Genomic DNA, 25,003 nt, shown 5'->3' on the forward strand with positions numbered 1-25,003 from the left:
TATAACTTAATTTATTATCAATTTACCGTGTCCGTTTCTTAGTCTAGCATCAGATTACCTCTAAAACTCGAGAAACCGTCAATGGCTCAGTGATTGTATTCAGATGTTGATCAAAACACTAACATCTAATTCATGATTTACCACTAAAAGTCGCTCATTATGAACTCCAAAACTATTATTGATAAAGTCTTTTTCACTTAAAATTGTTTTATCCATCAAGAAGTATGCAGCGTTATGGTTACCACCTTGAATAGAAAAGTAAATGATATCCATACACAAATCTTTAGGTAGCTTGATGTCACTGTATAAATAAATAATATCTCCGTAGCGATTGTAACTTAATTCTTTATTATCGAGATATTCGATTATATCCGTATTATGTTCTAAAAATGCCCCATATATTTCAAACTTATCGATTAATGAAGCTACTGAGTTTTCAGTGAAATCTTTAACGCTACCTATATATGTTTCTACCAATTTCATGTTGTCTAGACTACAACTTATTAAATCATCTAGCACTAATTTTCTGCAATCATCATAATCATCTTCAAATAGAACATTCTCTATTCTAAAATGTTCATTTGATACATATTTAATATAACTATTTCCCTCTAGCTTTATTAAATTACTTCTTAACGGTTCCCACACTAATAGTGGATGATACTTTGCGTCTAGAAAGATTAGAATATCATTATACTCTAAGTTATTAATAAATGAAGAAGACTGATATTCATTTGGATATAGTCTAGTGATATATCTGAAATAGTTAGTCATATATATTTTCTTATCATACGAAACAAGAAAATTCTCTACTATTTCTTTTATATCAATTTTAGGGCATTTTAAATTAAAGACATCGTCATCCTTAATTATTATCCCTTGATCATTAGTACACGATAAGTGCTGAATATGTTTTTCTTTAAAAATCCTCTCCACCTCCATTGTTTGTATGTTCTATTTTTACCTTTATATTTTTTATGAGCCATTGCTCTAAAAGGATAAATAAATCTATGACAAGAATTATTCTTTTTGTAACCAAGGCTATATGCATCTCTATCTGTCGTAATCTCCCAATAATCTTTCTGCTCAGAACGTGCATTCATTGCTTTAAAATGAAGTGCTGTCTTTTTAAAATTATCTTTGTCTTGTACAAGGTAAAATCGCCATTTCCCGACTGAAAATAGGTTGCCTTCTTGAAATAATTTCAAATAGTCTGCAGGTAACTGAATGCCGTCAAAGTACTGACTTACCACCGTTGAATCTAACTTTTTCAATGCATAATGTAATGTCATAGCATTAACTTCTCTTCTTTTGATGTTGCCATATCACAAACGGTTGTTCACTGAATGTATAGAAAATAGAATTTGCATGTGTGAATTGATGATAATCAGCGATGTAGGCATCTTCTATTAAAATCAATGGAATATCTTCAAAATCGTCCATTAAAACCATATCAAGTACCGTATAAATTGTATCAAGTGAAATACCATTCACATCCTTTAACACAATAAATGTATCGTAAACTATTATCTCTACATCGAGATTTAAACGCATTAACGCTTTTTCCATATGGTATTTGTCAGAAGATATTGGATAAATGGCATGTCTAATCGTCTTTGTCCGTATTAATCGTTGAAATACAACATCGTCATAATGATAAGCCAAGTAGCTATACGTCATTTCTGTATCATCAAGCATATTAAATTCTGTTATAAAATATTGCATTTGTTGATATAACCATTGGGGACTGACTCTAGTCTGTGCAATTAAATACCAATATCGTTGACACGTACCTTCTTGTTGTTTCAAATCAACGTTATATTCTTTTGACAAATATAACGTTTGTGTAACAGGATCCCACAGAAGTACCACTGTATTCTCACATTTGTCATAGATATAGTAGCAATCTTCGAGTAAGTCATGTAAATAAAGATTACCGTTATCTTCGTAAAAAATATCTACTGTCGATTCAATATCCTTCACCACTTCTTTATTAGAATGGTAAGGCTTGTTTATTAAGTCTGACGAAAATTTCATTTTAAATTTTGAACGCCTGCCTTGTTTGATATTCAGTAGTGAACGGATAAGATTTAAATAGACAGCCATATCATTATCTGTCTCTATAACATATCGCTTATAATCTTGTGTATTTCTAATATGTTCAAATACTTTTAGATAATCTAATATGATTGCCACCACCTATACAAAATTTTAAACCCCTTCAAAATCTAATCTCGCATTCGGATCCTTCGACAACACTTCTTTAAGAATATATCGCCACTCTCGCATAATTGGTTCTTCATTTCCTAATGGCTTACTGTACGTATATTTCAACATACCAATTAAATCTTCTGTAGTATAATCACTAACACCTGCAAAAAAATAATTCTTATTATACTTGAGAAATAAATACGATATTTCTTCCATATAGTCTAAGTATAAATAATACTTAATCTTTTCACCGTTTACATGAAAGATAAAATCCACTACTGGTCCCGGTCCTTCCCATTCTTTTGTTACAAAATAGTTCATGTCTAACCTCTATTTTTTGTTTTATTATACTATAAATGCACTCTACACTTTTTACTTTTCACAAATAAAAAATGGAACAGCCGTAGCCATTCCATTGACATATTGTATTAGAAAAAGAATTAAACCCCTTCAAACTTTAATACTGCATTAGAATCTTTTGATAGAATCTCTTTAAGGATATACCGCCATTCTCTCATAATCGGTTCTTCATCCTTAAATTGTTTTGTATATAAAACTTTTAACATCTTCACTAAATCACTTGTCTTATACTCACTTTCAGCTGCAATAAAATATTTCTTGTTAATATCATAAAAAAGGTATTCTATTTGTTCCATGTAATCAATATATAAATAATACTTAATCTTTTCGTCATTCACATGAAAAATAAAATCTACTACTGGCCCTGGACCTTCCCATTCTTTTGTCACGAAATAGTTCATGTCTAACCTCTATTTTTTGTTTTATTATACTATAAATGCACTCTACACTTTTTACTTTTCACAAATAAAAAATGGAACAGCCATAGCCATTCCATCGATATATTGTATTAGAAAAAGATATGCGCAAAGAGTGCGATGACTGGTAATGTGATAATCGTACGAATTAAGAAAATCACAAAGAGTTTCCATAAGCTCACTGGGATTTTTGAACCTAAGATCACACCGCCGACTTCTGATAAATAAATCAATTGGCATACACTTAATGCGCCGACAACGAAACGTGTTAAGTCACTTTGAACACCATCAATTAAAATAGACGGTAAGAACATGTCTGCAAAACCGATAATCATTGTTTTAGACGCTTCAGCCGCTTCTGGTATTTGTAATAACTCTAAGAATGGCACAAATGGCTTGCCGACAATTTCAAAAATAGGTGTGTATGTCGCAAGGATTGTCGCTGCTGTCCCGATGGTCATGACAACTGGAATCACGACCAACCACATGTCCATGACTGTGCGCACAGCTGTATGAACATACAATTTAATACCTGGTGCTTTATACCCAGTCTCTACAGCATCTTCATAACCTTTTGCTAATGCTTCTTTGTATGAGTAGCGCTTTTCTGGACGCTCTTTTGCTGACACGCCATCTACATAGTTATCTGCTACTGAACGCAATGGCCAAATACGTGGCATGATTAATGCTGCGACAAAACATGCAACAATAACTGTGAAGTAGAATGCTGCGAAACGATCGATTAAACCGATTGTTTCTGCAATAACAATCGCAAATGTTAATGATACAACGCTGAATGTTGTCGCAATAACGGTTGCTTCACGACGTGTGTAGTAGCCCTGTTCATATTGCTTACTCGTAATCATGACCCCGACAGTGCCATCACCGATAAATGATGCTAAGTTATCAACTGTTGAACGTCCCGGTAAGGTAAAGAGTGGACGCATAATCGGTCTGAATATCGGCCCTAAAAATTCCAGTAGTCCGTATTCTAATAATAATGGTAAAAAGATAGCCGCAAAGAAAAATACAGCAACTAATGTTGGAAGAAGACCCGTAAAAATTAAGTCCCCTGTATCTTCTGAAAAAATCCATTCTGGTCCAATTTTCAAGAATGTTATCCAAGCAAAAATAACGGCAACGATACGCACAATTAACCATGGCCATGTAACGATAAATGTATTCGTTAAAAATTGTGAATGTGCGACTTTGTTGCGCCATACAGTACTAAAAAGAATTGTTAAGACACCTGAAATTGTAATAATCGTAATAATTAAATACGGCATCACACCGCCAATCATATCTTTAAAGACCCCAGCCAAAAATGCGACAGGTAGTGTTGTTTTACTTTGTCCATCTTCAACAATTGGGACTGGTACTAAAAATAAGATAATCCCAATTAAAGATAATAAAATAAATTTCCACATACCGATACGCTGTTGCTGTTTCGATAATTTATCCATTTAATCCATCCTTCTTTTTTCGTTGGTTTTATTTGGAGTAGTGTGCGGCGCTGTGTTCCCTATTCAACACATAATATCTCACAAAAAATCGCCTCTATCCTAACATAATAAATTATACATAGGACAAAAGCGATATGCAATACGCAATTGAATATTGATACAATATAATGCATATTTAAATTTGTTTACATTTTTCTCAATACAAATAAGAAATATGGCGCACCGATAATCGCAATTAACACCCCTACTGGAATATCTATCGGTGGCGCAATCGCACGTGCAGCTGCATCAGCAACAACCATCAATAAGCCTCCGATTAAACCTGACATCAACACAATATGTATATGTCGATGTCCCACAATACTCCGTGCAATATGTGGCGCAATTAAGCCGAGAAAGCTTAAACCGCCGACAACTGAAATCGCCGAACCAGCTAACATGACTGCCGCCAACAACAGAATCATTTTAACTTTATTGACTTCTGTACCGAGTGCAGTTGCTACTTCATCACCTAAATGTAAGATGTCTAATTTGTAGCTATAATAAAGAATCAAAGGAATTCCGACACATAACCAAGGTAAGATGGTCCATACATGTTGCATCGAACGTCCAAATAAACTACCCGTTAACCATACTAATGCGATGTTCGCTTCCATTGGATGACGGATTAATAAATATTGTACGACCGCCATTGCAATGGCACCAATCGCCATCCCGATTAAGGCGAGCTGTGAGCCTTTCACATTTTTATAACTAATCAGTAACGATAAAACCAAACTAATAACCAATGCACCAGCAAATGATGCGACGGGTAAAATAAATAATGGTGCTGTTGGAAAAACAATGATTACCATCACTGCTGCTAAACTTGCACCTTTTGTAATACCGATGACGTCTGGGGATGCGAGTGGGTTACGTACAACGCCTTGTATGACCGCACCTGAAATCGCCAATGCGGCACCGACTAGGATCGCAAGCAACATGCGAGGCACCCGATATTCACTCAATATAAAGTTGCTGTCCGTCCATACTTCTTGTAACACTTGTGCGGGTGGAATCCAAACTGCACCGGCACTCAATCCTAAAAAGGCACCAATCACGAGTAGTAGCGTAATAATGATATAACGTCCTTTTAACTGTCGTTTCATCGTGAACGCACCCCTTTCAGTGTAATCCACAAGAAGTAAAAGGCACCGACGAATGATGTTACGATACCCACTGGCGATTCAAATGGGAAGGCAATGAGCCGACTTAATACATCTGAGATTAACAGTAAGTCTGCACCCATAATCATCGACAGTGTAATAATTAAAAAGTAATTACGATTTAAATAGTGTTTTACGATATGCGGAATAATCAAACCAATAAAGCCAATCGGTCCGGCAATTGCCACACAAGAACCTGCTAGAATGACAACTAAAAATCCTGCAAGCGCACGCACAAGTTGCGTATTCTGTCCAAGTCCCGTCGCAATCTGATCGCCAAGGTCGAGTACTGCAAGCTGTTTGGCCAACAATAATGCGCCGATAAAACCCGCAATTAAAAATGGTGCGACTTTTACAATATGCATCCATTTAATCGTATGTAATGCACCAACGAGCCAGAACATGACGGTTGTTGTCGCATCATCATGTAACAAAATAATACCTTGCGTTAAACTCGTAAAAAACAAGTGTATCGTCATCCCAGCGAGTGCCAACTTAATCGGCGTCATCCCTTTCGTCGTATCGGCTAACAAATAAACAGCCAAGCCACCGATAAAGGCACCAACAAAAGCAAAGATAATATTATAACCTGCTGATGAAGGTATGAGCACAGTAATCAATACAACGAAAAAAGATGCACCCGCATTGACCCCAAAGATTTGTGGTGAAGCAAGCGGGTTACGTGTAATAGCTTGCATCAATACCCCTGCAACGCCTAATGCTGCCCCAATTAATACTGCAGCAACCATTCTTGGCATGCGTACATTATGTATAATAAACGTCGCTTTCGTTTCTTTGACAGAGAAAAAATAGTCTAAGAACGATTGAAAATTAATTTTGGACGATCCGATTGCAAGATTTAAATATGTTGCAAAAACAAGAAAGCACACGCTCACAATAAATGCGAGCGTAGTGCGTTTCTGTTGGTGATGTCCAGTGTATGTGTTTGTTGTTTGTTTCGACATAGCCAATCACCTTTATTCAAGTCTTTGAAGTGACTTATTTGTCTGATTTAGAGATTTCTGCTAATTCTTTGGCAATTTCTTCAGAAGAAATTAAGCCACGGAATTTCGCCCACGTTAAACGATCTACAACGTGTACACGTTTGTTTTTCACAGCATCTAAATCATTCCAAACTTTATCTTCTTTCATTTTAACGTAGAATGGATCATTTTCACCATTCACCATAATGAACATACGCTCAGGGTTTACCTCTGCAAGTTGTTCAGAGTTCATATTCAAATATGGTGCGTTCAAATATTCAGGTAATTGATCTGCTAATTCTTTCGTTAATGCCTCTTTAAAGCCAAGTTCATGTAAGAATTGACCTACATAAGATTTGTCAGAGTGCGCTAATAAACCTGATTGAGAGATAACGACTGGTAACACTTTTTTGTTTTTATCCATTGTAATCTCTTTTTCGTACTTCTCGATTTTTTCTTTATGTTCTTTAAGGCGTTTATCTGCTTCGTCTTCTTTAGATAATGCTTTACCAATTGTTTTGAATGCTTCTAGATTTTGTTTATAATCTGAGTCCAAACTTGGTAATAAAATCGTTGGTGCAATCTTGCTTAATTGCTCATAGTTACCTTTATGACGGTTACTATCTGCAATAATTAAGTCCGGCTTCAATTGACTAATCACTTCTAGGTTAGGCTGTTTACGGTCACCAACTGACTTGTAATCGCCTACTTTATCACGAATCGGCTCGATGATATTCTCTTTGTCACCATCGTCCGCAATACCTACTGGTTTCACGCCTAATGCAACAAGTGCATCGACGAATGAGTACTCAAGCGCTACGACTTTTTTAGGCTCTTTATCAATTTTAGTCGTACCACCATCATGCTTCACTTCAACGGCTTTGTCCTTTGAGCTAGATGAGTTATCTTTTTTTGAGTCATTCGTATTCCCACATGCTGCAACAAACAGCAAGATAGACATCATTACGATGAACCCTATCCACTTATTTTTATTCACAATTTAACACTTCCTTTATGTTAGAAATTGAAAGCCTTATCAACAATATAATTGATAATGATTATCAATGTCAATAGCAGGAAGTAAATTTTTCATTCTTCTTATCTACAAGGCCTTGTATCAATAATTCAACGCCCTCATCTTCTATATAATTTTTGACAAGTTGTTGGCTGTGCATACTGTGTGCAATTGCGTCATATCCAAGATTAAACGTGACTTTATCTCCAATCTGATAATAATCTGCAAGACCTAAATTAAGCAGGAGTACGTCACTTGTATAACCGACAATTGAAAGCTGTTCATCAAGTGGCATCATATCGTTTACCGCTGTATCTAATTGACCAACATCGACAATCGCTTGTAAATAAGACTGATGTGTCCCCAAATCTAAACAAGGTTTAATCTCAAGAATACGCCCCGTAATCGTAATGGCATCACTATATAGTTGTGGTAGACGCATATTATATGCTGTTTCATAACCTCTAAAAATAGCTTCTCCTACTCGCAGTTCATTGATGCGTCCTAAGTCTTGATACATCGCTAGCGTCAACATGCTAGAATTACCACCAGAAATCGTTTGTAGATGCAGTCCTGTATCTTTTTCTACCGCTTCAATAAAACGATGCATGTACGGCAAATCTTCTTCAGTCGGTGGCATTTGTCGATAACACATAAAATTAAAAGCCAAGCCCCTCAAAGCAATCCCTTTCAGTTTCATAATCTGTCGAATGTATAAGACCACTTCATAAGTCAGCACCCCTTCTCGACCATCTTTCCAGTCAACCATCAATAAAAGTTGATGCTTCGTTCGTTGTTGAACTGCTGCTTCACTCAATGCTCGAATCGTTTCCATCTCAGTTTGCAAGCTGATACGTGTGCACTGAACTGTTTGCATTGCTTCTTCTGGTAAACTCCCCCTGATTAACATGAAGTCTTTGCGCAGTGACTGTTCATTTGGTATATGTTTCAAACGCGATTCTGCTAACAAATCAAACCCTAAGTCACGTAACATATTATGCACTTTAGCGTCTCCCGCCATACATTTCGTTACAGGAATCATTCGAATCCCTCGATGATGTAGCATTTGTTGTAGCAACACAGCATTGTATTTAATTTTGCTCAAATGAATATTGATAATACCCATTAATACACCTTCTTTTCATATAATGGATTATCAAGGGCAACATTCATATATTGCTTGACTTGTTGATTCATACGCATATTCAATAACGCCTTTACAATAACTCGTTCGCCAAACAGCACACGCTTTAATGCAACAGCATGGGATTGTGTATCGTCTATCGCTTCATGAATAACATCACTCACAATATCATATAACGCCTGTTCATCACTTTTGTAGACATGTTTAAAATGATGAATGAGTGTCCCTAATTGGTTTTGAATGACTGCATGTTGGAACTTTGCTATCACTGCTTCAATATTTTCAGCGATTAAGCTCGTGTTCGTAACGACAACATTCGGAATGGCACGCTGTAATGTTGGTAAGTCAATGCGTGCACCTCCTAAGTCTCTAACAATAAATGAAAACGTTTGGTCCGCTTTGTTCACTTCTAAAACCGTATTCTGTTGATGTGCTTCTAAAGCAATGCCATAACGCTGAATATACGCGATGAGTGGGATCACTAACGCACGACTATATTCGCGAATAAACGTCGCAATCGTTGTTGCATTCACATCGCCATAGACATATTCAATCAAACTATCCACAACGACCTGTTTGTCTACAGGGTTGCGTTCGATTAAACATGCCGTCACAAGTTGCGTCATCTCAGTTACATCCTTCTCAGGTGATTGGCGTACAATCATCGCAAATTGTCGTGCCACATCAGCCGGTGCATCAATATAGGCACCATATGGCTCCAGTGCGACCTGTAATGTCGGAAATTCATTCAGTAATGGTTGCAATTGATAACTCAAGTTAGGCCCATCAACCGTTGTTACTGTCGAAACTGTTCGCACAGCACTCGTTGCTTGCACATTAACTGGTAATTTGATGTGATACGGACGATTTAACAAATACATCGTTCTAAATGACAATGTTGCTTTTGCCTCTACCGTAAACGGTGTCGGAATCACTGTATGTGCTTGAATGTTGTCTTTAAATTGCTGCACAACGACATGCTCATATTGCCACGGATGTACAAACAAAACACGATAGGCTTCTAACTCTGCTTCATACGGTTCTAAATATTGCTGTAACTTGCGCTTCATATCTGGAACCACCTTATTCAACACAAAATTCGAGTCACCGTTCATAGCTGTTTCATGCAATACTGTTTCTTTTACCAACACAATATTTAACGGCACAACACGCATAAACTCCGGTGCATATGCTTGAATATCATCAGACGTTAATGGCAATTTGGTTTTCGTTAACGGGTGTGAAGGGTGTCCGTGCCATACCATTCCTTCTGTGTAGCCTAATGCTGAGAAATGATGATCTTCCCCCATATGTGTTAACCAAGCAATAAAATTCAATTCACTTGGCATTCTAGAAAACTTCAATGCATGGCGCATGGCAGTTTCTCGATGTTCATACTGACGATAACTCAATGACAATCCCAACACGCTATGTTCTAATTCTTCAATTAAACGCTCGTGGAAGCCAATGTCAAAATGCCTCATCAATACATCGATTAATGTACGCAAACTCTGAATCTCTTGTACTTCATTGGCTACCGAATATGTAATCGGCCCATCCATCGTTATTTGGTAAAATGCACTTTTTATTGTATAACGTACGTAAAGCATATGTTGCCGATAGCGAATTCTTACGTCGCCCTTTTCCACTGTTATATGTGTTGCTGCTGGAAATAACGCTTCTTTCATACATGCTAATAATACACGGTACTGAATCATTTGGTCCGCTTTATATTGATGTGTTGCTGTCATGAGATATGCCTCCATTAAACTTAATCATTATAATATAACTGATTACCGCTATTATTACCGTTGTAATGCCCATCATCAGAAACGTCATAACAATTCCAAACGTTTCTGCCAATAAGCTCATTAACAATGCCCCGAGTGGAATCATCCCTCGATCCATCATAATAACACTTAATATTTTACCACGATGTTCTGGTTCTACATCTTTTTGAAAATAAATGCGATTAGTTGTTCGTGCAATTTGTCCAAATAGACCGACGAAAAAAATGAACACTAGTAAACCATACATGCCAAATGGAAAGATACAGATCAAACTGAGCCCAAATAGCACGGAACTGATATAATAGAGATGTTGCGTTGGAATATATTTAAGGATTGTTGGCAAACATAACGTCGCAAGAATGCCCCCTATCGCACTGACTGCCATGGCTGTTCCAAACAATTGGGCATTATTCGGATACTGTGCGTCTGTCAAAATCGGTAAGAGTGTTGCATAACAATATCCTGTCGCCATCATTAACAGTGCTGTCACAAAAATATGTCGTCCTTGAGTATGTATCTTAAAATAATGCCACGTCACAGCTAATGAAAGACCTTTTTTAGCTGTTTGTGCTGCATTATCAAATCGTAGTGGTATACTTGCTACTAATGCTAATAAATAACAAATCGATTGAACTATGAACGCACTTTGTACCCCTGTTGATGCAATTAAAAAGCCTGAAATTGCCGGCCCTATAGAACGGCATGTATTTAATAGAAATGATTGATACGACACCGCTTTTGAAATCGACAACGTTGCCGACAAATCTGGTAGTACTGCTTGTCTTACAGGCGTTTCAATCGCACTCATACATCCGCGCAACAATGCATAACTATAAAGCACGTACATTGGCACATCACCCATTGCTATAACCATTATCATTAATGTTGCCGTAATGATAAGCGAACTCATCGTAGTCAGTTTAATCAACGTACAACGTCTATAACGGTCTGCAATACTCCCCGCCCATATGCTCAATAAAAAAATAGGTGCAAGGCGGAAGAAATTAATCCACGCAAGATCAAATGCTCGATGATAGAGCTGATATGCGTACCAATTCAATGCAATTTGACCAATCCAATTACCAAGAAAAAGTAAAAAAGTACCGGAATAGAACCATTTCGCCACGTTATCCACTCCCTTTAATTGATAACCGTTCTCATTTCCGATATTATGGATTATACGAATTAATGCAACATTTGTAAATTAAAAAGATATTATGATAATTGAGGTGCTCAAATGATTGATGAAAATAAACAAACACACAATGCAATAATACATATGACATCGGACGAACAGGCATGCTACGCGACACTGTGTGAAACAAATACACAATGGGCCAAGGCATTTGAACAATATCTGATGCAAGGAAGAGACCTTGTTACTGCAAGACTCATTGCGTCTATTTATCGTGAAAACCTGGTAGAAGGCTATACACATAGTCACTTTATTGATCATATACAAGTACCAACATCGCCGATACAACACGTCGATGTACTAACTATTCATTTTAAGCAGACTTCCCAAGTATTATGTGCGCCTGTTAAAGGACATCATGCGTTTAACCGTATTGATGTTGCTGGCCCCTTTTATTGGCAACAAGCGGATCATTACGAACGGGTTATGCATCCAAATGATGTACTTGATGTCATCATTGCCGAGGATAACAACTATCAAGGTTCTGCAGCTGAGCAATTTCGTGATGACTTAAATAATAGCGCATGCTATATGGCGTTAGCCGTCAGTTATCAACAAATGACGTACCATAATAGTACCGACACACTTTTAACAACCATTGAACATCAAAATGATTCATACCTCGCTTCGGAACAAGCAGTTGTTGAAGGACATCCACTTCATCCAGGTGCCAAGTTGCGCAAGGGTATGTCACCAACAGAAACGATTGCCTATTCATCCGAGTATGGACATGCCATTCCATTACGCTTTGTATTAATCCGTCGTGATCATGTGCGTACACAACAATTAGACAAATCATTTGATACGATTTTATTTGAAACATTTGAGGGCTTACAAGATGCTTGTCAAACGGTCTTAAATACATATCAATTAGCACCAGCAGATTATCATTTAATGGTAGTTCATCCATGGCAGTATACGCATATTTTAACAACCGATTATGAGGCTGAATTGGCACAGCAGATTATGATTCCTGTCGACTATACATATGACTATTATGCTGGCTTGTCATTCCGTACATTAATGCCATCATTCCCTGATGTTTCACCGCACATTAAACTTTCAACCAATGTACATATTACCGGGGAAATACGCACGTTATCTGAACAGACGACACATAATGGACCATTGATAACACAAATACTGCAAGATATTACCGCAAAAGATACGTGGTTTGCACATGTTCCAACACATGCTGTTGCTGAACTGGCAGGCGTACATTTCTTCAGTCCAACTGACACGGCAGATGTTCAAGAACGTCGAAGCGAACAGCTCGGTACACTATTGCGCCATAATATTTATCACAATCTTGATGAGACAGATTTACCGCTGATTCCATCCAGCTTAATCGTTAGGATGCCTCAACAAGGGACATCCCTCATAGTGGAACTTGTGAATCGTTATGCACAGCAACAGCCAGAAATAGAACAACACACCGCTATCCAACAATGGTTTTCTCGTTATGCAGGGGCACTCATTGACTATGTTATGCCATTATTAATTAAATACGGTATTGCCTTAGAAGCACACCTGCAAAATACAATTGCTGTTTTTGACAAACAAGATGGTCTGCTTAAACGCATGTATATTCGTGACTTTGAAGGTCTACGCATTGACACTGCACAACTCAATCAGATGGGATATGATACAGTACATTTCCATGAAAAATCACGTGTTTTAACAAACAGCCAAAAATCCGTCTTCAATAAAGCTTTTTATGCAACCGTGCAAAATCATCTTGGTGAGCTTGTCGTTGCGTTAAGTGACCATTATAAAATAGATGGACTTGAAGCAGACTTATGGTATATCGTTCGTGAACAAATTCAAGCATTGTTCAACACCTTTCGTAATAGTGATATGGATCCACAACGTCTACAAGACATCGAAACGATTTTCTTCAATCCTGTCATTGACTACAAATGCGTCACAACGATGCGTTTATTAGACGAAGCACATGCATATACGTATATAAAGGTAGATAATCCTTTAGCGACGAATAAATAAAAACTAAAAATCGATACATCGATGGTTGCTGAGATATTGGAAAAATCATGTGATTTAAGTTCAAGATTTCATTTACGCAGGTTGAGACATTTTTAATTTGTAATACTGGGAAACCAATAAACGGTATCCTAACCTGCTACTCAGCTTGACCGAAGTGGGACAACGGAATCATTTTAGAAACATGAGATTCCTGTTCCCCCTGACAAAGATGTGTCGATTTTTTTGATACTTTTTCAAACACTATTGTTCCCACTGAAAATATATTACAATAGAGCACAGAGATAAAATTACTTCAAAGGAGTCATGATGCAAATGACAATAATACGCACACTTACATTCATGCTTAGTATCTTCATTGTTGGCATGGTTGAAATGGTTGTAGCAGGCATCATGAGTTTGATGAGTGCCGACCTTCAAATTTCAGAAGCTTGGATTGGGCAACTCGTCACAATTTATGCCTTTACCTTCGCATTAACAGGTCCTATTTTAGTGAAACTTACAGAACGTTATGCACCAAAACCCGTCTTGCTTGTAACTGTTATCGTATTTATTATCGGTAATAGCATCATCGCATTTTCTCCAAACTTTGTAATCTTAGTCATTGGACGTATCTTATCATCGGCAGCCGCAGCACTGATTGTTGTGAAAATACTTGCCATTACCGTTTTTCTATCAGCGCCACATAAAAGAGGTCGCATGCTTGGTATTGTTTATACAGGCTTCAGCGCCGCTAATGTATTTGGCGTTCCCATCGGTACATTAATTGGTGATTGGTTCGGCTGGCGCTTTACATTTGGTTTAATCAGCTTTGTTGGTCTTATCGTCAGCCTATTATTAATGTATTATTTACCACAAGACCTGCGTATGAATGTAAATACAAATATAAATACAAGTAAAAATCGTGCAAGTCGCGTACGTAATAAAAGAGAAGTCACTAAATTACTTGCCGTTACCTTTATTTTATTAACTGCAAACTCTATCGCATATATTTATATCAATCCATTAATTCTATCCAGCGGGCATACGTTACAATTCTTATCCCTCGCATTATTAGTGATTGGTGTGGCAGGCATGTTAGGCACATCTATGGGCGGTTTCTTTACAGATAAGTTATCATTCAAAACATGGTTATTCGTGAGTAGCTTTGCCCTTTCTGCCATTCTACTGCTCCTTAATCAATTATGGGCAACATCTATCATGCTACTTATTGTACTGTTTATATGGCATATTGTAGAGTGGAGTACCAACCCCGCCGTTCAATCCGGTCTGATTAGTCAAGTAGACGGTGACCATAGTCAAGTCATGAGCTGGAATATGTCCGCATTAAATGCCGGTATCGGACTAGGTGCAATGATTGGTGGTGTCATTGTGACACATCTGAGTCTACATGCGACCGTCTATATTGCAGCTGCCACAGGGTTTATCGCATTTTTAATTGTTATTACACTTCAAAACCCATCATCAAATCAATCTGTCTCACATTAGTATAAAACGCTACCGATTCGTTTTATTTTTCAAAAACGAGCCGTAGCGTTTCATTTTGTTCTATATCTTTTGTTGGGGATAGCGTGATGAGCCATTCCGCCTTTTTTACAATCATATTTTACAATCATAATGGACTATATGCTAAATGAAACCAGTTACTGCTTTCAACATAATCTCAAACTTAAATTGCATGTTTCTATTAAATTCCCACTCCCATCACAGAAGATGAACAGTAAAAAAAGAACCGAGTACCCATGTACTCAGTTCTCTATTTCATCAACGAATGACTTATTGTAAGCCTTTTTGATCGTTGTTGCTATTTTTTTCGTTTTTTTGTTGCCATTCTTTACGTGTCATCACATCATCAACTTGCATGTTTACTTCAACAACTTCTAAACCTGTCATATGTTTCACTTGTTCTTTAATAAGTTCAGTTACTTTGCGGAAGATTTTTGGTGCTGATTCACCGTATTCTAAAATAACTTTTAAGTCGATTGCTGCTTGTTTTTCACCAACTTCAGCTGATACACCTTGTGTTACGTTATTACCGCTTGTGAATGAACCGCTAATGCTGTCCACAAAACCGCCTTTCATGTCTAAGATACCTTTTACTTCACGTGCTGCAATACCAGCGATTTTTTCAACAACTTCATCTGAGAAAGTTAAGCTGTTAGAGAATTGTGGTTCGTTCTTTTCACGTTGCTCTTGTTCTTTTTCGTTAACACCTGTTTTGTTATTGTATGCTTCTTTTGCTTTGTTGTTATCTACTGTCATGATAAAAACTCCTTTATTATATAATAGTTTATACACTTTTCTTAAAAACTGCTACTTGCTAATGCTAGCTTAATCGATTCAGTAAATTTAAGAAATCTTGTGTTCGGTCTTTAATATACCCAACACCGACACCGATTAAACATAAAACGACAATTAAAATTGTTTTCCAAAAGCCAAGTGTCAAAAACAAGATTGCGATGATAAGGAAAAAGAAGAACCCTGTGATACGCCATTTATAGTTACGCAACATAGCAATAACCTGTTCATTCGTTACTTGTTCACCTTGACCATTTTGATTTTGATTAGCCATAGGACCCCTCCTTTACACAACGCGTGGATCGCCGCTTTGACGTTGGTCACGAACATTGATTTCTAGTTTTCGTACAGGCATTTCTGAAAAACGTTCAACATTTTCTTTAATGTCTGCTCTCACTTGTTCTGTTAAACTTTGAATATTCACTGCTGTTGTCGGTACTAAAAAGTCTGCCTTAATATCTACAAAGTTGTTATTCTTTTTGTTGTATAGTTTTGCTACAACATTCGGTTGACGAATTGCATCATATTTCTTAAGTGTATCTAACGCCGTATTCTCAATTGATTTTCTTGAGATATAAATATGCCCATCTTGATAGTCTTTGTATAATCCCGGTTTACGGTGCGTTGGTTTAAATGCACTGAAGAATAGAATAAAACCTAATAAAATTAAAAACGCAGATAAGCCGATTAACAATGGTTCAAACCAGTTAAATTGGTAAAAATAATTTTGATATTCTGTGATTGGTTGGTAATCTAAATACATAAATAGTAGAAAACCTACAATGACAACCATTAACAATCCCAAACAAAAATTTTTAAGTCGTCTCACCTTACGCACACCTCCTATTTGTTGTTCATTTGTCTCACACTCTTATATACCCATATCTCATTTTAAAAAACCTAAATTCAAAAAAATAATTATGTTGGATAGAATGTCAAGCTCTCTTAATTTACCCATTCCCTCACTTATTAAACCTGTATATTGAAATTGTATATAAAAGATATACCGCTAATAACAGATACTATCCCCTGAAAACGTTGCAGCTTCTACCATTCACTATTTATTTCTAATATATGCTAACATTTCATTAACTGCTAATTTCTCTAAAACATTTGAAATTAATCGACCATTGCCGCTAATAAATTTCTATCTTTTAACACTTGTTTTTGTCTGCCTTTACTATCAGGCAGCCGATTAAAACCACATGACTGTCTGGAATAAAACAGATAAATAATCAAAATCAGATCTAAGTTCACCACATTTTAGGCACTTTTAATTGTGTTTTTAACTTTTCATACGTGTTAACCGCTTCATCTTCAGTAGGCATTCCCCAATATTCAAGCTTTGCAGGATTATCACATTCATTACTTCTTTGATCATCTCTATCGCTTCACATCTAATACAAAGTAAATGCATTTCTATTATAGCTTTTAAGAATTAGTTAAGAATTGTTAACCCTTAGTTAATGTGAATTAAGATAATTCCTCTGTAGTATTAGGAGTGTCAAAACAATCACAAAAAACAAATGAAAGTGGGAAATTAACATGAAAATCAAATCATTATTATTATCAACTACAGTTGCAACATCATTACTTTTAGGTGCATGTGGTAACATGAACGATGACAATATGAAGAAAGACGACAAAATGATGGAAAGTAAAACGGACGACAAGAGCATGATGAAAGAAGGCATGTTCAAAGGTGAAAATAAACAAATGGTTGAAGGTAAAGCAATGATTAAAGACGGCAAATTAATGCTTACTGACTTCAAATCAGACAAAGGTCCAGACTTACATGTGTACTTAACTAAAAATGGCGATGTTGAAAAGGGCATGAAAATCGACAAAGTTAAATATGATGAAAAAGAACAAACTTTCGACCTTAAAGGTGCAAAAGTTGAAGATTACGACACAGTCACTATTTACTGTGACAAAGCACACGTTGTATTCGGCAATGCAAAATTAAAATAAGTCTGATACACATTTGAAAATATACTCAAATTCAGTGAGATAGGATTCTGCTACTAAAGAGTTCTATCTCTTTTTATCAACAACAAGGGAGACAGAAAAATGAATATGATATGGAAAATAATGATTTTACTCATCCGAATAGGGTCAGGTATCGTTATGTTAATGCAAGGTTTTGAAAAATTAACAGGTGGGTTTGCGATTAATGGACTCATTCCTGTCGTGCAGAAGAGCCCGGATGTGCCAGAATGGTATAAAGCTTTTTTCAGTACTGTTGTTAACACACAGACTGATATCTTTCAATGGCTAATCCCACTTGGTGAAATTGCCATTGGTCTTGGCTTAATCTTAGGTATTTTGTCTTATACCGCTAGTTTCTTCGGTGCATTTGTTATGCTGAACTATATTTTAGCAGATATGATTTTTACGTATCCATTGCAGTTGTTTTTCTTTATAATATTATTAATGAACCCAAAAACATTAGAATTACTTAATTTATTAAACTTCTTTAAAAGAAAAAAGCTAGGGAATGATGCAAATGGAACACATACTCATAGTGGATGACGAACCAGATATTCGTGATATCTGTCAAACATATTTTGAATTTGAAGGTTATAAAGTATCAACAGCTTCAAACGGTCAAGAAGCTCTGGAGATGTTAGATGCGTCGATTGATTTGATAATCTTAGACATTATGATGCCTAAGAAAGATGGCTATGCAGTTATTAAAGAAATGCGTACACGTCAGTTAGATATTCCATATATTTATCTCACAGCCAAAACAACCGAATCTGACGCAATATACGGCTTAATGCTCGGCGCTGATGATTACGTGAAAAAACCTTTTAGTCCACGTGAACTTGTGATACGTGCTAAAAATATCTTGAAGCGGGTTAATCATAGTGCCCACGTACAAGATACAGTCACTTTTGGCGCTCTCACATTAGATAACTTAACCAAAACAGTGACGATTAATGATGAAACTGTCAACTTGAGAGTCAAAGAGTTTGAATTATTGTGGTATTTCGCAACGCATGAAAATGTTGCATTATCAAAAACAGATTTACTCGAACAAGTTTGGGGCTATGACTATTATGAAGATATGAACACGCTAAACGTCCATATTCATCGTCTGCGTGAAAAGCTCGAACAATATCACTATGAAGATTACGCAATTACAACCGTTTGGGGACTGGGTTATAAGTTCCAGAGGAGGCATTAGATGACAATACGCAAACAACTTTTTATATCTTTTGTTACTTCCATTGCCATTACAACACTCTTTTTATTTGTTTTATATAAAATGATGTGGTTCGACGGACAACAAACTTTGATACTCACCCTCTTTTCACTGATATCCAGTATGATGACGATGATGATTGCCATGACCTTTTCAGTCCCAACAATTCATAAAATTGAACGCTTAAATCGCGCGACACAAAGCGTATCAGAAGGTGATTTCAACATTGATTTTCTCGATATTGCATCGCCGCTTGAAGTGAAAGAACTTAATGAATCATTCAAAATGATGGTATTGCGTGTTGAACAACAGATGGTGCAGATTAAAGACGAAGAAGCAGAAAAAATGTACATGGTACAGAATTTAGCCCATGACTTGAAAACACCACTTGCAAGTATTAAATCATATTCTGAAGCATTACGAGATGGCATTATTGATAGTGATGAAGCACAACAGCATGCGTATAAAGTACTGATCAATCAAGCAGACAGGTTAAGTCATATGTTTGATGACTTAACATCAATGGTCAGTGTGACAACACATGCTCAAGATAAAGTAGCACTACAAGTCGACCAACTATTGATTACAATATTGGATCCCTACCAGCAGCAACTCGAACATGAACAGCGGATCTTACACGTCGATGTAGATGAATCCATTCCACGCTTCGTACAAGATAAGATTGCGATTGAACGCATTATTTCCAATTTCTTGGACAACGCTTTAAAGTTCTCTGAAGTAGGAACACCGATTACCGTACAGATCAAACAAGAAAATGCACAGCAATTGGCGATTTCAGTGAGCGATGAAGGCGCTGGTATTGAATCGAAATATTTGAAACGTGTTTTTGAACGCACCTTCCGTGTGGATGTTTCACGCAATCTTGAACACGGCGGATCTGGTCTAGGTCTGTATATTGCACAGACACTTGCCCATCAGATAGGCGGACACATCACACTTGATAGCGAATATGGCAAAGGTACAACAATTACATTACATTTCCCAATATAAATACAAAAAGCAGTCACATATGGCGTTCATTTCCATTTTGTGACTGCCTTTATTTTTTATACACTTTTGAACTGACTCAAGCGATAAGCCAATGTCTCGAAATCAATGATACGTACATAGCTATGAAACGCTCTGTCATGCAAAGTTAGCGTGTTGCATAAAAATCAGGAGTAGAACAACGGCATCTTTTTTAGCAAAATGAGATGCCTGTCCCACTCCTCAATACTTTTATATCATTCTATACTTCTATCACATTTAAGAATTTTTTCAATGCTTCTGTCTTCGGTTGCGTGAACAATGTCTCAGGTATCCCCTCTTCACCAATCAAACCTTCATGGATAAAGACGATGCGATCCGATACTTCTCGCGCAAAACGCATCTCGTGTGTCACAATAACCATTGTCATCCCTTCATTAGCAAGGTCTTTAATAACCGCTAATACATCATTCACAAGTTCTGGATCTAATGCTGATGTTGGCTCATCAAACAACATCACTTTCGGGTTCATCGCTAACGCACGCGCAATAGCCACACGTTGCTGCTGACCGCCTGATAAAGCATGGGGTCTTTGATCTTTCACACTTTCAAGACCGACTTTTCTAAGCAATTGTAATGCTTCTTCATGTGCCTGTTGCTTGTTAATTTTTTTAACAGTAACCAAGCCTTCCATCACATTTTCAATCGCACTTTTATGTGGAAACAAGTTATAATTTTGAAAAACCATTCCCGACTGTTTTCTCACTTTGATTTGTGATTTTTTGTCATCTGCTGTATAGGTTTCTCCGTTTACATACACAACACCTTCTGTTGGTATCTCCAATGCATTTATCATTCTAAGCAGAGTTGTTTTACCCGAGCCAGATCGACCGATGAGCGTAATCACTTCACCTTGTGCTACCGAAAGATTAATCCCTTTGATAACCTCTTTATCATTAAAAGACTTTTTAATATTTTGAAGTTCAATCATGAGTGATACCCTCTTTCAATATAAGCTTCATAATGTGATTGCGCTACAGAAATGATGAAACATACAATCCAATATAATAGCGCCACGAGTAAATAAATTGTTAAAAATTCATACGTTGTCGATGCGACTTCCTGAGCTTTTCTAAACATCTCTGCCACTAATATAAACCCTAAAAGTGACGTATCCTTAATTAAGCTTAAAAACGTATTCCCTAAAGCAGGAATAGATACTCTAATCGCTTGAGGTAATATAATACGTTGAATCGTCTGCTTATAATTCATACCAATAGAATACGCTGCTTCCGTTTGTCCTTTAGGAATCGACATAATACCGCCTCTTAGAATTTCAGAAGCATATGCGCCAACGTTAAAAGACAAACCAATAATCGCTGCAACGACTGGTGATAACGTAAGTTGATTGTCTGCGTTACCTGTTACCAATCTACCTATTTCAGGAATCCCGTAAAAGATAATGAATAACTGAACAATCATCGGTGTGCCCCGAATGATTGATACATAAAAACGTGCAATTCCTCTTAATACTTTACTGCTAGAAATACGCATCAAAGCAGTAAGCAAAGCCAAAATCAAACCAATCACAAAAGTGACTAATGTGATTGGTATCGAATATTTCACCAAACCTTCGAGCATAGGTAAAAATGCTTGTTTGGCAGCATTTAACGCATGAAGTTGTTCATCATTTAGGTTCTGAAACATTTTCGCCAAACCATTTCTTACTTATTTTTTCTAATTCGCCATTATCTTTTATTTTTTTCAAGCCTTTGTTAAAATCCTCAACGACTTTATCATCGGTTTTCTTACTAAATGCAAATGCCGATTGACTTTGTTCTGCATCGCCTTCAATTGCTTTAATCTTAGCATTAGGTTTTTGTTTTTTATAATCCAAATATGAGATGTTATCGTTGAAAGTACCTTCAACACGGTTAGATTGTAATAAATCCATTGCTTGGTTAAAACCATCTACTTTTGTAATTTCTGCACCTTTAGATTGTGCGAGCTTACCGTAGTTTGAAGTCAAAGTTTGTGCTAATTTTTTACCTTTAACGTCATCGAATGATTTAATATCATTGTTGTTTTCATTAACAACTAATACACCGTTCGAATAAGTGTAAGGGTCTGAGAATTTATATTTTGCTTTACGTTCATCGTTAATACCTACTTGGTTCGCAATAACATCAAAACGTCCTGCATCTAAACCTGCAAACATTGAGTCCCATTGTGTTTCTTTGAATTCCACATCATAGCCCATTTCTTTTGCAACTGCTTTTGTTACTTCAACATCGTAACCTGTTAACTTGTCGTTTTTATCGTGGAAAGTAAACGGTGCGTATGTCCCTTCAGTTCCCACAACAATTTTCTTATTATCATTACTACTGTTACTTTTTTGAGAATCACTATTAGTGCCACATGCAGCTAATGTGACTATTAGTGCCATAATTAAAAATAAACCTTTTTTCATACGAATATCCCTCTATTCTTAGTTTTTCAATCGGATTAAATATAGTTTAGACTGAAAATCCGCTACTGTCAATGACAAAAACTTGTACGCTATCTATCATTCATATAATTACTTCATTAAAACAGAACTAAAATAATTCGTATAAGGTCTCATTATTCTATGTCCTGCAAACAGATTAATATCCCATTAAAATCACTTCAAAAATTAGCCGAACTTACTTAGAGTGAAGCGCACAATCACCATGGACTGTACACTAACAATTTCAACTTAGCTGGAACTCTATGATCAATAAAACGAGGTGCTTATTAATGTCTTTCCACCACAAAAGCTGAACAACCAAAAAAAGCACCCTCCAACATAATATTGGAAAGTGCTTGTATAAACAATATATTAACGTTTTGAGAATTGTGGTGAACGACGTGCAGCTTTAAGACCTGGTTTTTTACGTTCTTTCATACGTGGGTCACGTGTTAAGAGACCAGCGCGTTTTAATGAACCTCTGTACTCAGGATCAGCTTCTAATAATGCACGTGCGATACCGTGACGGATAGCTTGCGCTTGACCAGTGAAGCCACCACCGTGAACGTTAACTAAAACGTCATAGTTACCTTTAGTTTCAGTTACATCAAATGGTTGGTTTAAGTCTAAGATTAATGATTCAAATGGTAAATATTCACGTACGTCTTTACCGTTAACTGTGATATTACCTTCACCTGGTACTAAACGTACACGTGCTACTGAGTGTTTACGACGGCCTGTGCCTTTATATTCAACTTGTGCCAATGTAATTTCCTCCTTCTAATTAACCACGTAACTCGTAGTTTTCTGGTTGTTGTGCAGCGTGTGGATGTTCAGCGCCACCATAGACAAATAATTTTTTACCTTGTTTTTCACCTAAACGTGAACTTGGTAACATACCTTTGATAGATTTCTCTAATAAACGTTCTGGGTTAGTCGCTCTTAATTCACCAGCAGTGATTGATTTTAAACCACCTGGATGATTTGAGTGACGATAGTAAATTTTGTCAGTTTCTTTTTTACCAGTGAACTGGATTTTTGAAGCGTTGATGATGATAACATAATCACCTGTATCAACGTGTGGTGTGTAAGTTACTTTATTTTTACCGCGTAGGATAGATGCTACTTCTGAAGATAAACGACCTAAAGTCTGTCCTTCAGCATCAACAACATACCATTTGCGTTCAATATTTGATTCGTTAGCCATAAATGTTTGACGCATAATTGAGTCCTCCTAATGAATAGATGTTTCTGTTTAATTTTCAATCAGTTGTATTAAACAACCTAAAACGATTATTTATTCCGTTAACTATTGATCTTCCTGCTTCTATATCTTGCAACACAATAAGTTTCCGGGGCTTATCGTGGGGTGGATATAAAACAATACCGTTAACTATGATATAATTTATAAGCTGAAATGTCAATGCTTTTACGAATTTTGCGCTGACTTTTTATAATGAATTTTAATCTCTTCTCCAAAGTCTTCTCGTAAGGATTCCGGACTCAAATACACTTTTTCTAAATATAATCCTTCTGCCGGTGCAGTATGAGGAACGAGGTTTCTATCTTGAGCTGCAAGTATCTCTGGCACATCAGTCGCCATTCGTTTTCCTTTTCCTACTTCTAATAAAAACGCCATAATAACGCGTACCATATTATACAAAAAACCAGATCCTGTAATAATAAAATCTAATCCTTCAGCTGTTGAAACTACTCGACTCTCATAAATTGTCCGTTCTTTACTCTCAACTTCCGTTTTCTGTGAACAAAATGATGTAAAATCGTGCGTTCCAACAAATTGTTGTGCTGCCTCATTCATCAACTTTATGTCTAAAGAGGCTGATTCAAACGTCATCAATTGTGATAAAAAAGGATTGCGATGTTCCGCTTGATACACCGAATAGCGATATGTCTTACCCACACAGTCATAACGACAATGAAAGTCTTCATCAATAAATTGTACATCGTGTACATAAATATCATCTGGTAAAGATCTATTCATCGCATACTGCCATTGTGTCGGCTCAATATTCAAATCTGTATCAAAGTGGAAATATTGCGCTTTCGCATGCACCCCTCTATCTGTACGACTTGATGGATGTATACGCACAGATCGCTTATGCATACGCTTCAATATCTTTTCAAAATATCCTTGAACCGTACGCCCCTGATTTTGAATTTGAAAACCTAAAAATTGTCCCCCATGATAACTAATCTTGACTAAAACTCGTGGCATCTC

General features: G+C 36.6%; 27 protein-coding genes. 6 read left to right on the forward strand and 21 right to left on the reverse strand.

The features are described from left to right. Positions 1-99 precede the first annotated feature (99 nt). From NXS11_RS03420 to NXS11_RS03475, 12 genes are all read right to left on the reverse strand, one after another. Complete coding sequence (locus tag NXS11_RS03420; protein WP_259198666.1) at positions 100-648, reverse strand: hypothetical protein; 549 nt, start codon at positions 646-648, stop codon at positions 100-102. A gap of 224 nt (positions 649-872) precedes the next feature. Beyond that, positions 873-1,292 (reverse strand): hypothetical protein, encoded by a 420-nt coding sequence (locus NXS11_RS03425; protein WP_259198667.1) that lies wholly within the window; start codon positions 1,290-1,292, stop codon positions 873-875. 4 nt (positions 1,293-1,296) lie between these two features. Next, positions 1,297-2,196, reverse strand: a complete 900-nt coding sequence (locus NXS11_RS03430) for a hypothetical protein (protein ID WP_259198669.1) — start codon at positions 2,194-2,196, stop codon at positions 1,297-1,299. A gap of 15 nt (positions 2,197-2,211) precedes the next feature. After that, positions 2,212-2,532, reverse strand: coding sequence for a hypothetical protein (locus tag NXS11_RS03435; RefSeq protein ID WP_259198671.1), 321 nt, complete (start codon positions 2,530-2,532; stop codon positions 2,212-2,214). A 119-nt stretch (positions 2,533-2,651) separates the two neighbouring features. After that, complete coding sequence (locus NXS11_RS03440; protein WP_259198673.1) at positions 2,652-2,972, reverse strand: hypothetical protein; 321 nt, start codon at positions 2,970-2,972, stop codon at positions 2,652-2,654. Positions 2,973-3,079: 107 nt separating this feature from the next. Continuing rightward, positions 3,080-4,450: a YjiH family protein gene (locus NXS11_RS03445; RefSeq protein WP_259198675.1), complete on the reverse strand. Its 1,371-nt coding sequence runs from the start codon at positions 4,448-4,450 to the stop codon at positions 3,080-3,082. 185 nt (positions 4,451-4,635) lie between these two features. Next, the gene (locus NXS11_RS03450) at positions 4,636-5,598 is read right to left on the reverse strand and encodes a FecCD family ABC transporter permease (protein ID WP_259198677.1); all 963 of its coding nucleotides are present in this window, start codon (positions 5,596-5,598) and stop codon (positions 4,636-4,638) included. Next, the gene (locus NXS11_RS03455) at positions 5,595-6,626 is read right to left on the reverse strand and encodes a FecCD family ABC transporter permease (protein ID WP_373319373.1); all 1,032 of its coding nucleotides are present in this window, start codon (positions 6,624-6,626) and stop codon (positions 5,595-5,597) included. Before NXS11_RS03455 ends, NXS11_RS03450 begins: the two co-directional genes overlap by 4 nt. Before the next feature lie 28 nt (positions 6,627-6,654). Next, entirely contained in the window at positions 6,655-7,602 is a 948-nt protein-coding gene (locus NXS11_RS03460; RefSeq protein WP_263009909.1) for an ABC transporter substrate-binding protein, read from the reverse strand. Between the two features lie 103 nt (positions 7,603-7,705). Further along, positions 7,706-8,779: an alanine racemase gene (locus NXS11_RS03465; protein WP_259198686.1), complete on the reverse strand. Its 1,074-nt coding sequence runs from the start codon at positions 8,777-8,779 to the stop codon at positions 7,706-7,708. Then, a complete protein-coding gene (locus tag NXS11_RS03470) occupies positions 8,779-10,548 on the reverse strand; it encodes an IucA/IucC family protein (protein WP_259198687.1) in 1,770 nt (589 codons plus the stop codon). Before NXS11_RS03470 ends, NXS11_RS03465 begins: the two co-directional genes overlap by 1 nt. Beyond that, positions 10,526-11,713 carry an MFS transporter gene (locus NXS11_RS03475; RefSeq protein WP_259198688.1) on the reverse strand — a complete coding sequence of 396 codons (1,188 nt, stop codon included), beginning with the start codon at positions 11,711-11,713 and terminating at the stop codon, positions 10,526-10,528. Before NXS11_RS03475 ends, NXS11_RS03470 begins: the two co-directional genes overlap by 23 nt. Positions 11,714-11,824: 111 nt before the next feature. Between NXS11_RS03475 and NXS11_RS03480 the strand changes: the two genes are divergently transcribed. Together NXS11_RS03480 and NXS11_RS03485 are read left to right on the forward strand one after the other, a co-directional pair. Continuing rightward, a complete protein-coding gene (locus NXS11_RS03480; protein ID WP_259198690.1) occupies positions 11,825-13,786 on the forward strand; it encodes an IucA/IucC family protein in 1,962 nt (653 codons plus the stop codon). Positions 13,787-14,098: 312 nt separating this feature from the next. Then, the gene (locus NXS11_RS03485) at positions 14,099-15,271 is read left to right on the forward strand and encodes an MFS transporter (protein WP_259198692.1); all 1,173 of its coding nucleotides are present in this window, start codon (positions 14,099-14,101) and stop codon (positions 15,269-15,271) included. Positions 15,272-15,559: 288 nt separating this feature from the next. On the opposite strand, the gene NXS11_RS03490 is transcribed toward NXS11_RS03485, so the two are convergent. The 3 genes from NXS11_RS03490 to amaP form a co-directional block, all read right to left on the reverse strand. Then, the gene (locus NXS11_RS03490; RefSeq protein WP_259198693.1) at positions 15,560-16,045 is read right to left on the reverse strand and encodes an Asp23/Gls24 family envelope stress response protein; all 486 of its coding nucleotides are present in this window, start codon (positions 16,043-16,045) and stop codon (positions 15,560-15,562) included. A 64-nt stretch (positions 16,046-16,109) separates the two neighbouring features. After that, complete coding sequence (locus tag NXS11_RS03495) at positions 16,110-16,355, reverse strand: DUF2273 domain-containing protein (protein WP_259198694.1); 246 nt, start codon at positions 16,353-16,355, stop codon at positions 16,110-16,112. Positions 16,356-16,367: 12 nt separating this feature from the next. Next, on the reverse strand, positions 16,368-16,910 hold the full coding sequence (amaP, locus tag NXS11_RS03500) for an alkaline shock response membrane anchor protein AmaP (RefSeq protein WP_259198696.1): 543 nt from the start codon (positions 16,908-16,910) through the stop codon (positions 16,368-16,370). Positions 16,911-17,626: 716 nt separating this feature from the next. Between amaP and NXS11_RS03510 the strand changes: the two genes are divergently transcribed. The 4 genes from NXS11_RS03510 to NXS11_RS03525 all read left to right on the forward strand — a co-directional run bounded on the left by NXS11_RS03510 (position 17,627) and on the right by NXS11_RS03525 (position 20,300). Further along, a complete protein-coding gene (locus tag NXS11_RS03510; protein ID WP_259198697.1) occupies positions 17,627-18,052 on the forward strand; it encodes a DM13 domain-containing protein in 426 nt (141 codons plus the stop codon). Positions 18,053-18,151: 99 nt separating this feature from the next. Further along, positions 18,152-18,613 carry a DoxX family membrane protein gene (locus NXS11_RS03515; protein ID WP_259198698.1) on the forward strand — a complete coding sequence of 154 codons (462 nt, stop codon included), beginning with the start codon at positions 18,152-18,154 and terminating at the stop codon, positions 18,611-18,613. Further along, positions 18,588-19,271: a response regulator transcription factor gene (locus NXS11_RS03520; protein WP_259199348.1), complete on the forward strand. Its 684-nt coding sequence runs from the start codon at positions 18,588-18,590 to the stop codon at positions 19,269-19,271. Before NXS11_RS03515 ends, NXS11_RS03520 begins: the two co-directional genes overlap by 26 nt. Beyond that, positions 19,272-20,300, forward strand: coding sequence for a sensor histidine kinase (locus NXS11_RS03525; RefSeq protein ID WP_259198699.1), 1,029 nt, complete (start codon positions 19,272-19,274; stop codon positions 20,298-20,300). It abuts the gene before it with no gap. A gap of 238 nt (positions 20,301-20,538) precedes the next feature. Here NXS11_RS03525 and NXS11_RS03530 read toward each other — a convergent pair whose 3' ends face one another. The 6 genes from NXS11_RS03530 to truA all read right to left on the reverse strand — a co-directional run bounded on the left by NXS11_RS03530 (position 20,539) and on the right by truA (position 25,000). Further along, positions 20,539-21,267, reverse strand: a complete 729-nt coding sequence (locus NXS11_RS03530; RefSeq protein ID WP_259198700.1) for an amino acid ABC transporter ATP-binding protein — start codon at positions 21,265-21,267, stop codon at positions 20,539-20,541. Next, positions 21,264-21,983: an amino acid ABC transporter permease gene (locus NXS11_RS03535; RefSeq protein WP_259198701.1), complete on the reverse strand. Its 720-nt coding sequence runs from the start codon at positions 21,981-21,983 to the stop codon at positions 21,264-21,266. The genes NXS11_RS03530 and NXS11_RS03535 overlap by 4 nt, the downstream gene beginning before the upstream one ends. Further along, entirely contained in the window at positions 21,964-22,746 is a 783-nt protein-coding gene (locus NXS11_RS03540; RefSeq protein ID WP_259198702.1) for an amino acid ABC transporter substrate-binding protein, read from the reverse strand. The genes NXS11_RS03535 and NXS11_RS03540 overlap by 20 nt, the downstream gene beginning before the upstream one ends. A gap of 390 nt (positions 22,747-23,136) precedes the next feature. Continuing rightward, positions 23,137-23,529 carry a 30S ribosomal protein S9 gene (rpsI, locus tag NXS11_RS03545; protein ID WP_044359397.1) on the reverse strand — a complete coding sequence of 131 codons (393 nt, stop codon included), beginning with the start codon at positions 23,527-23,529 and terminating at the stop codon, positions 23,137-23,139. Positions 23,530-23,548: 19 nt separating this feature from the next. Continuing rightward, complete coding sequence (rplM, locus tag NXS11_RS03550; RefSeq protein ID WP_044359398.1) at positions 23,549-23,986, reverse strand: 50S ribosomal protein L13; 438 nt, start codon at positions 23,984-23,986, stop codon at positions 23,549-23,551. Between the two features lie 207 nt (positions 23,987-24,193). After that, positions 24,194-25,000: a tRNA pseudouridine(38-40) synthase TruA gene (gene truA / locus NXS11_RS03555; RefSeq protein WP_259198704.1), complete on the reverse strand. Its 807-nt coding sequence runs from the start codon at positions 24,998-25,000 to the stop codon at positions 24,194-24,196. Between the last annotated feature and the right edge of the window lie 3 nt (positions 25,001-25,003).

Origin of the sequence: Staphylococcus americanisciuri (genome assembly GCF_024814435.1) — a bacterium.
Lineage (GTDB): Bacteria > Bacillota > Bacilli > Staphylococcales > Staphylococcaceae > Staphylococcus > Staphylococcus americanisciuri.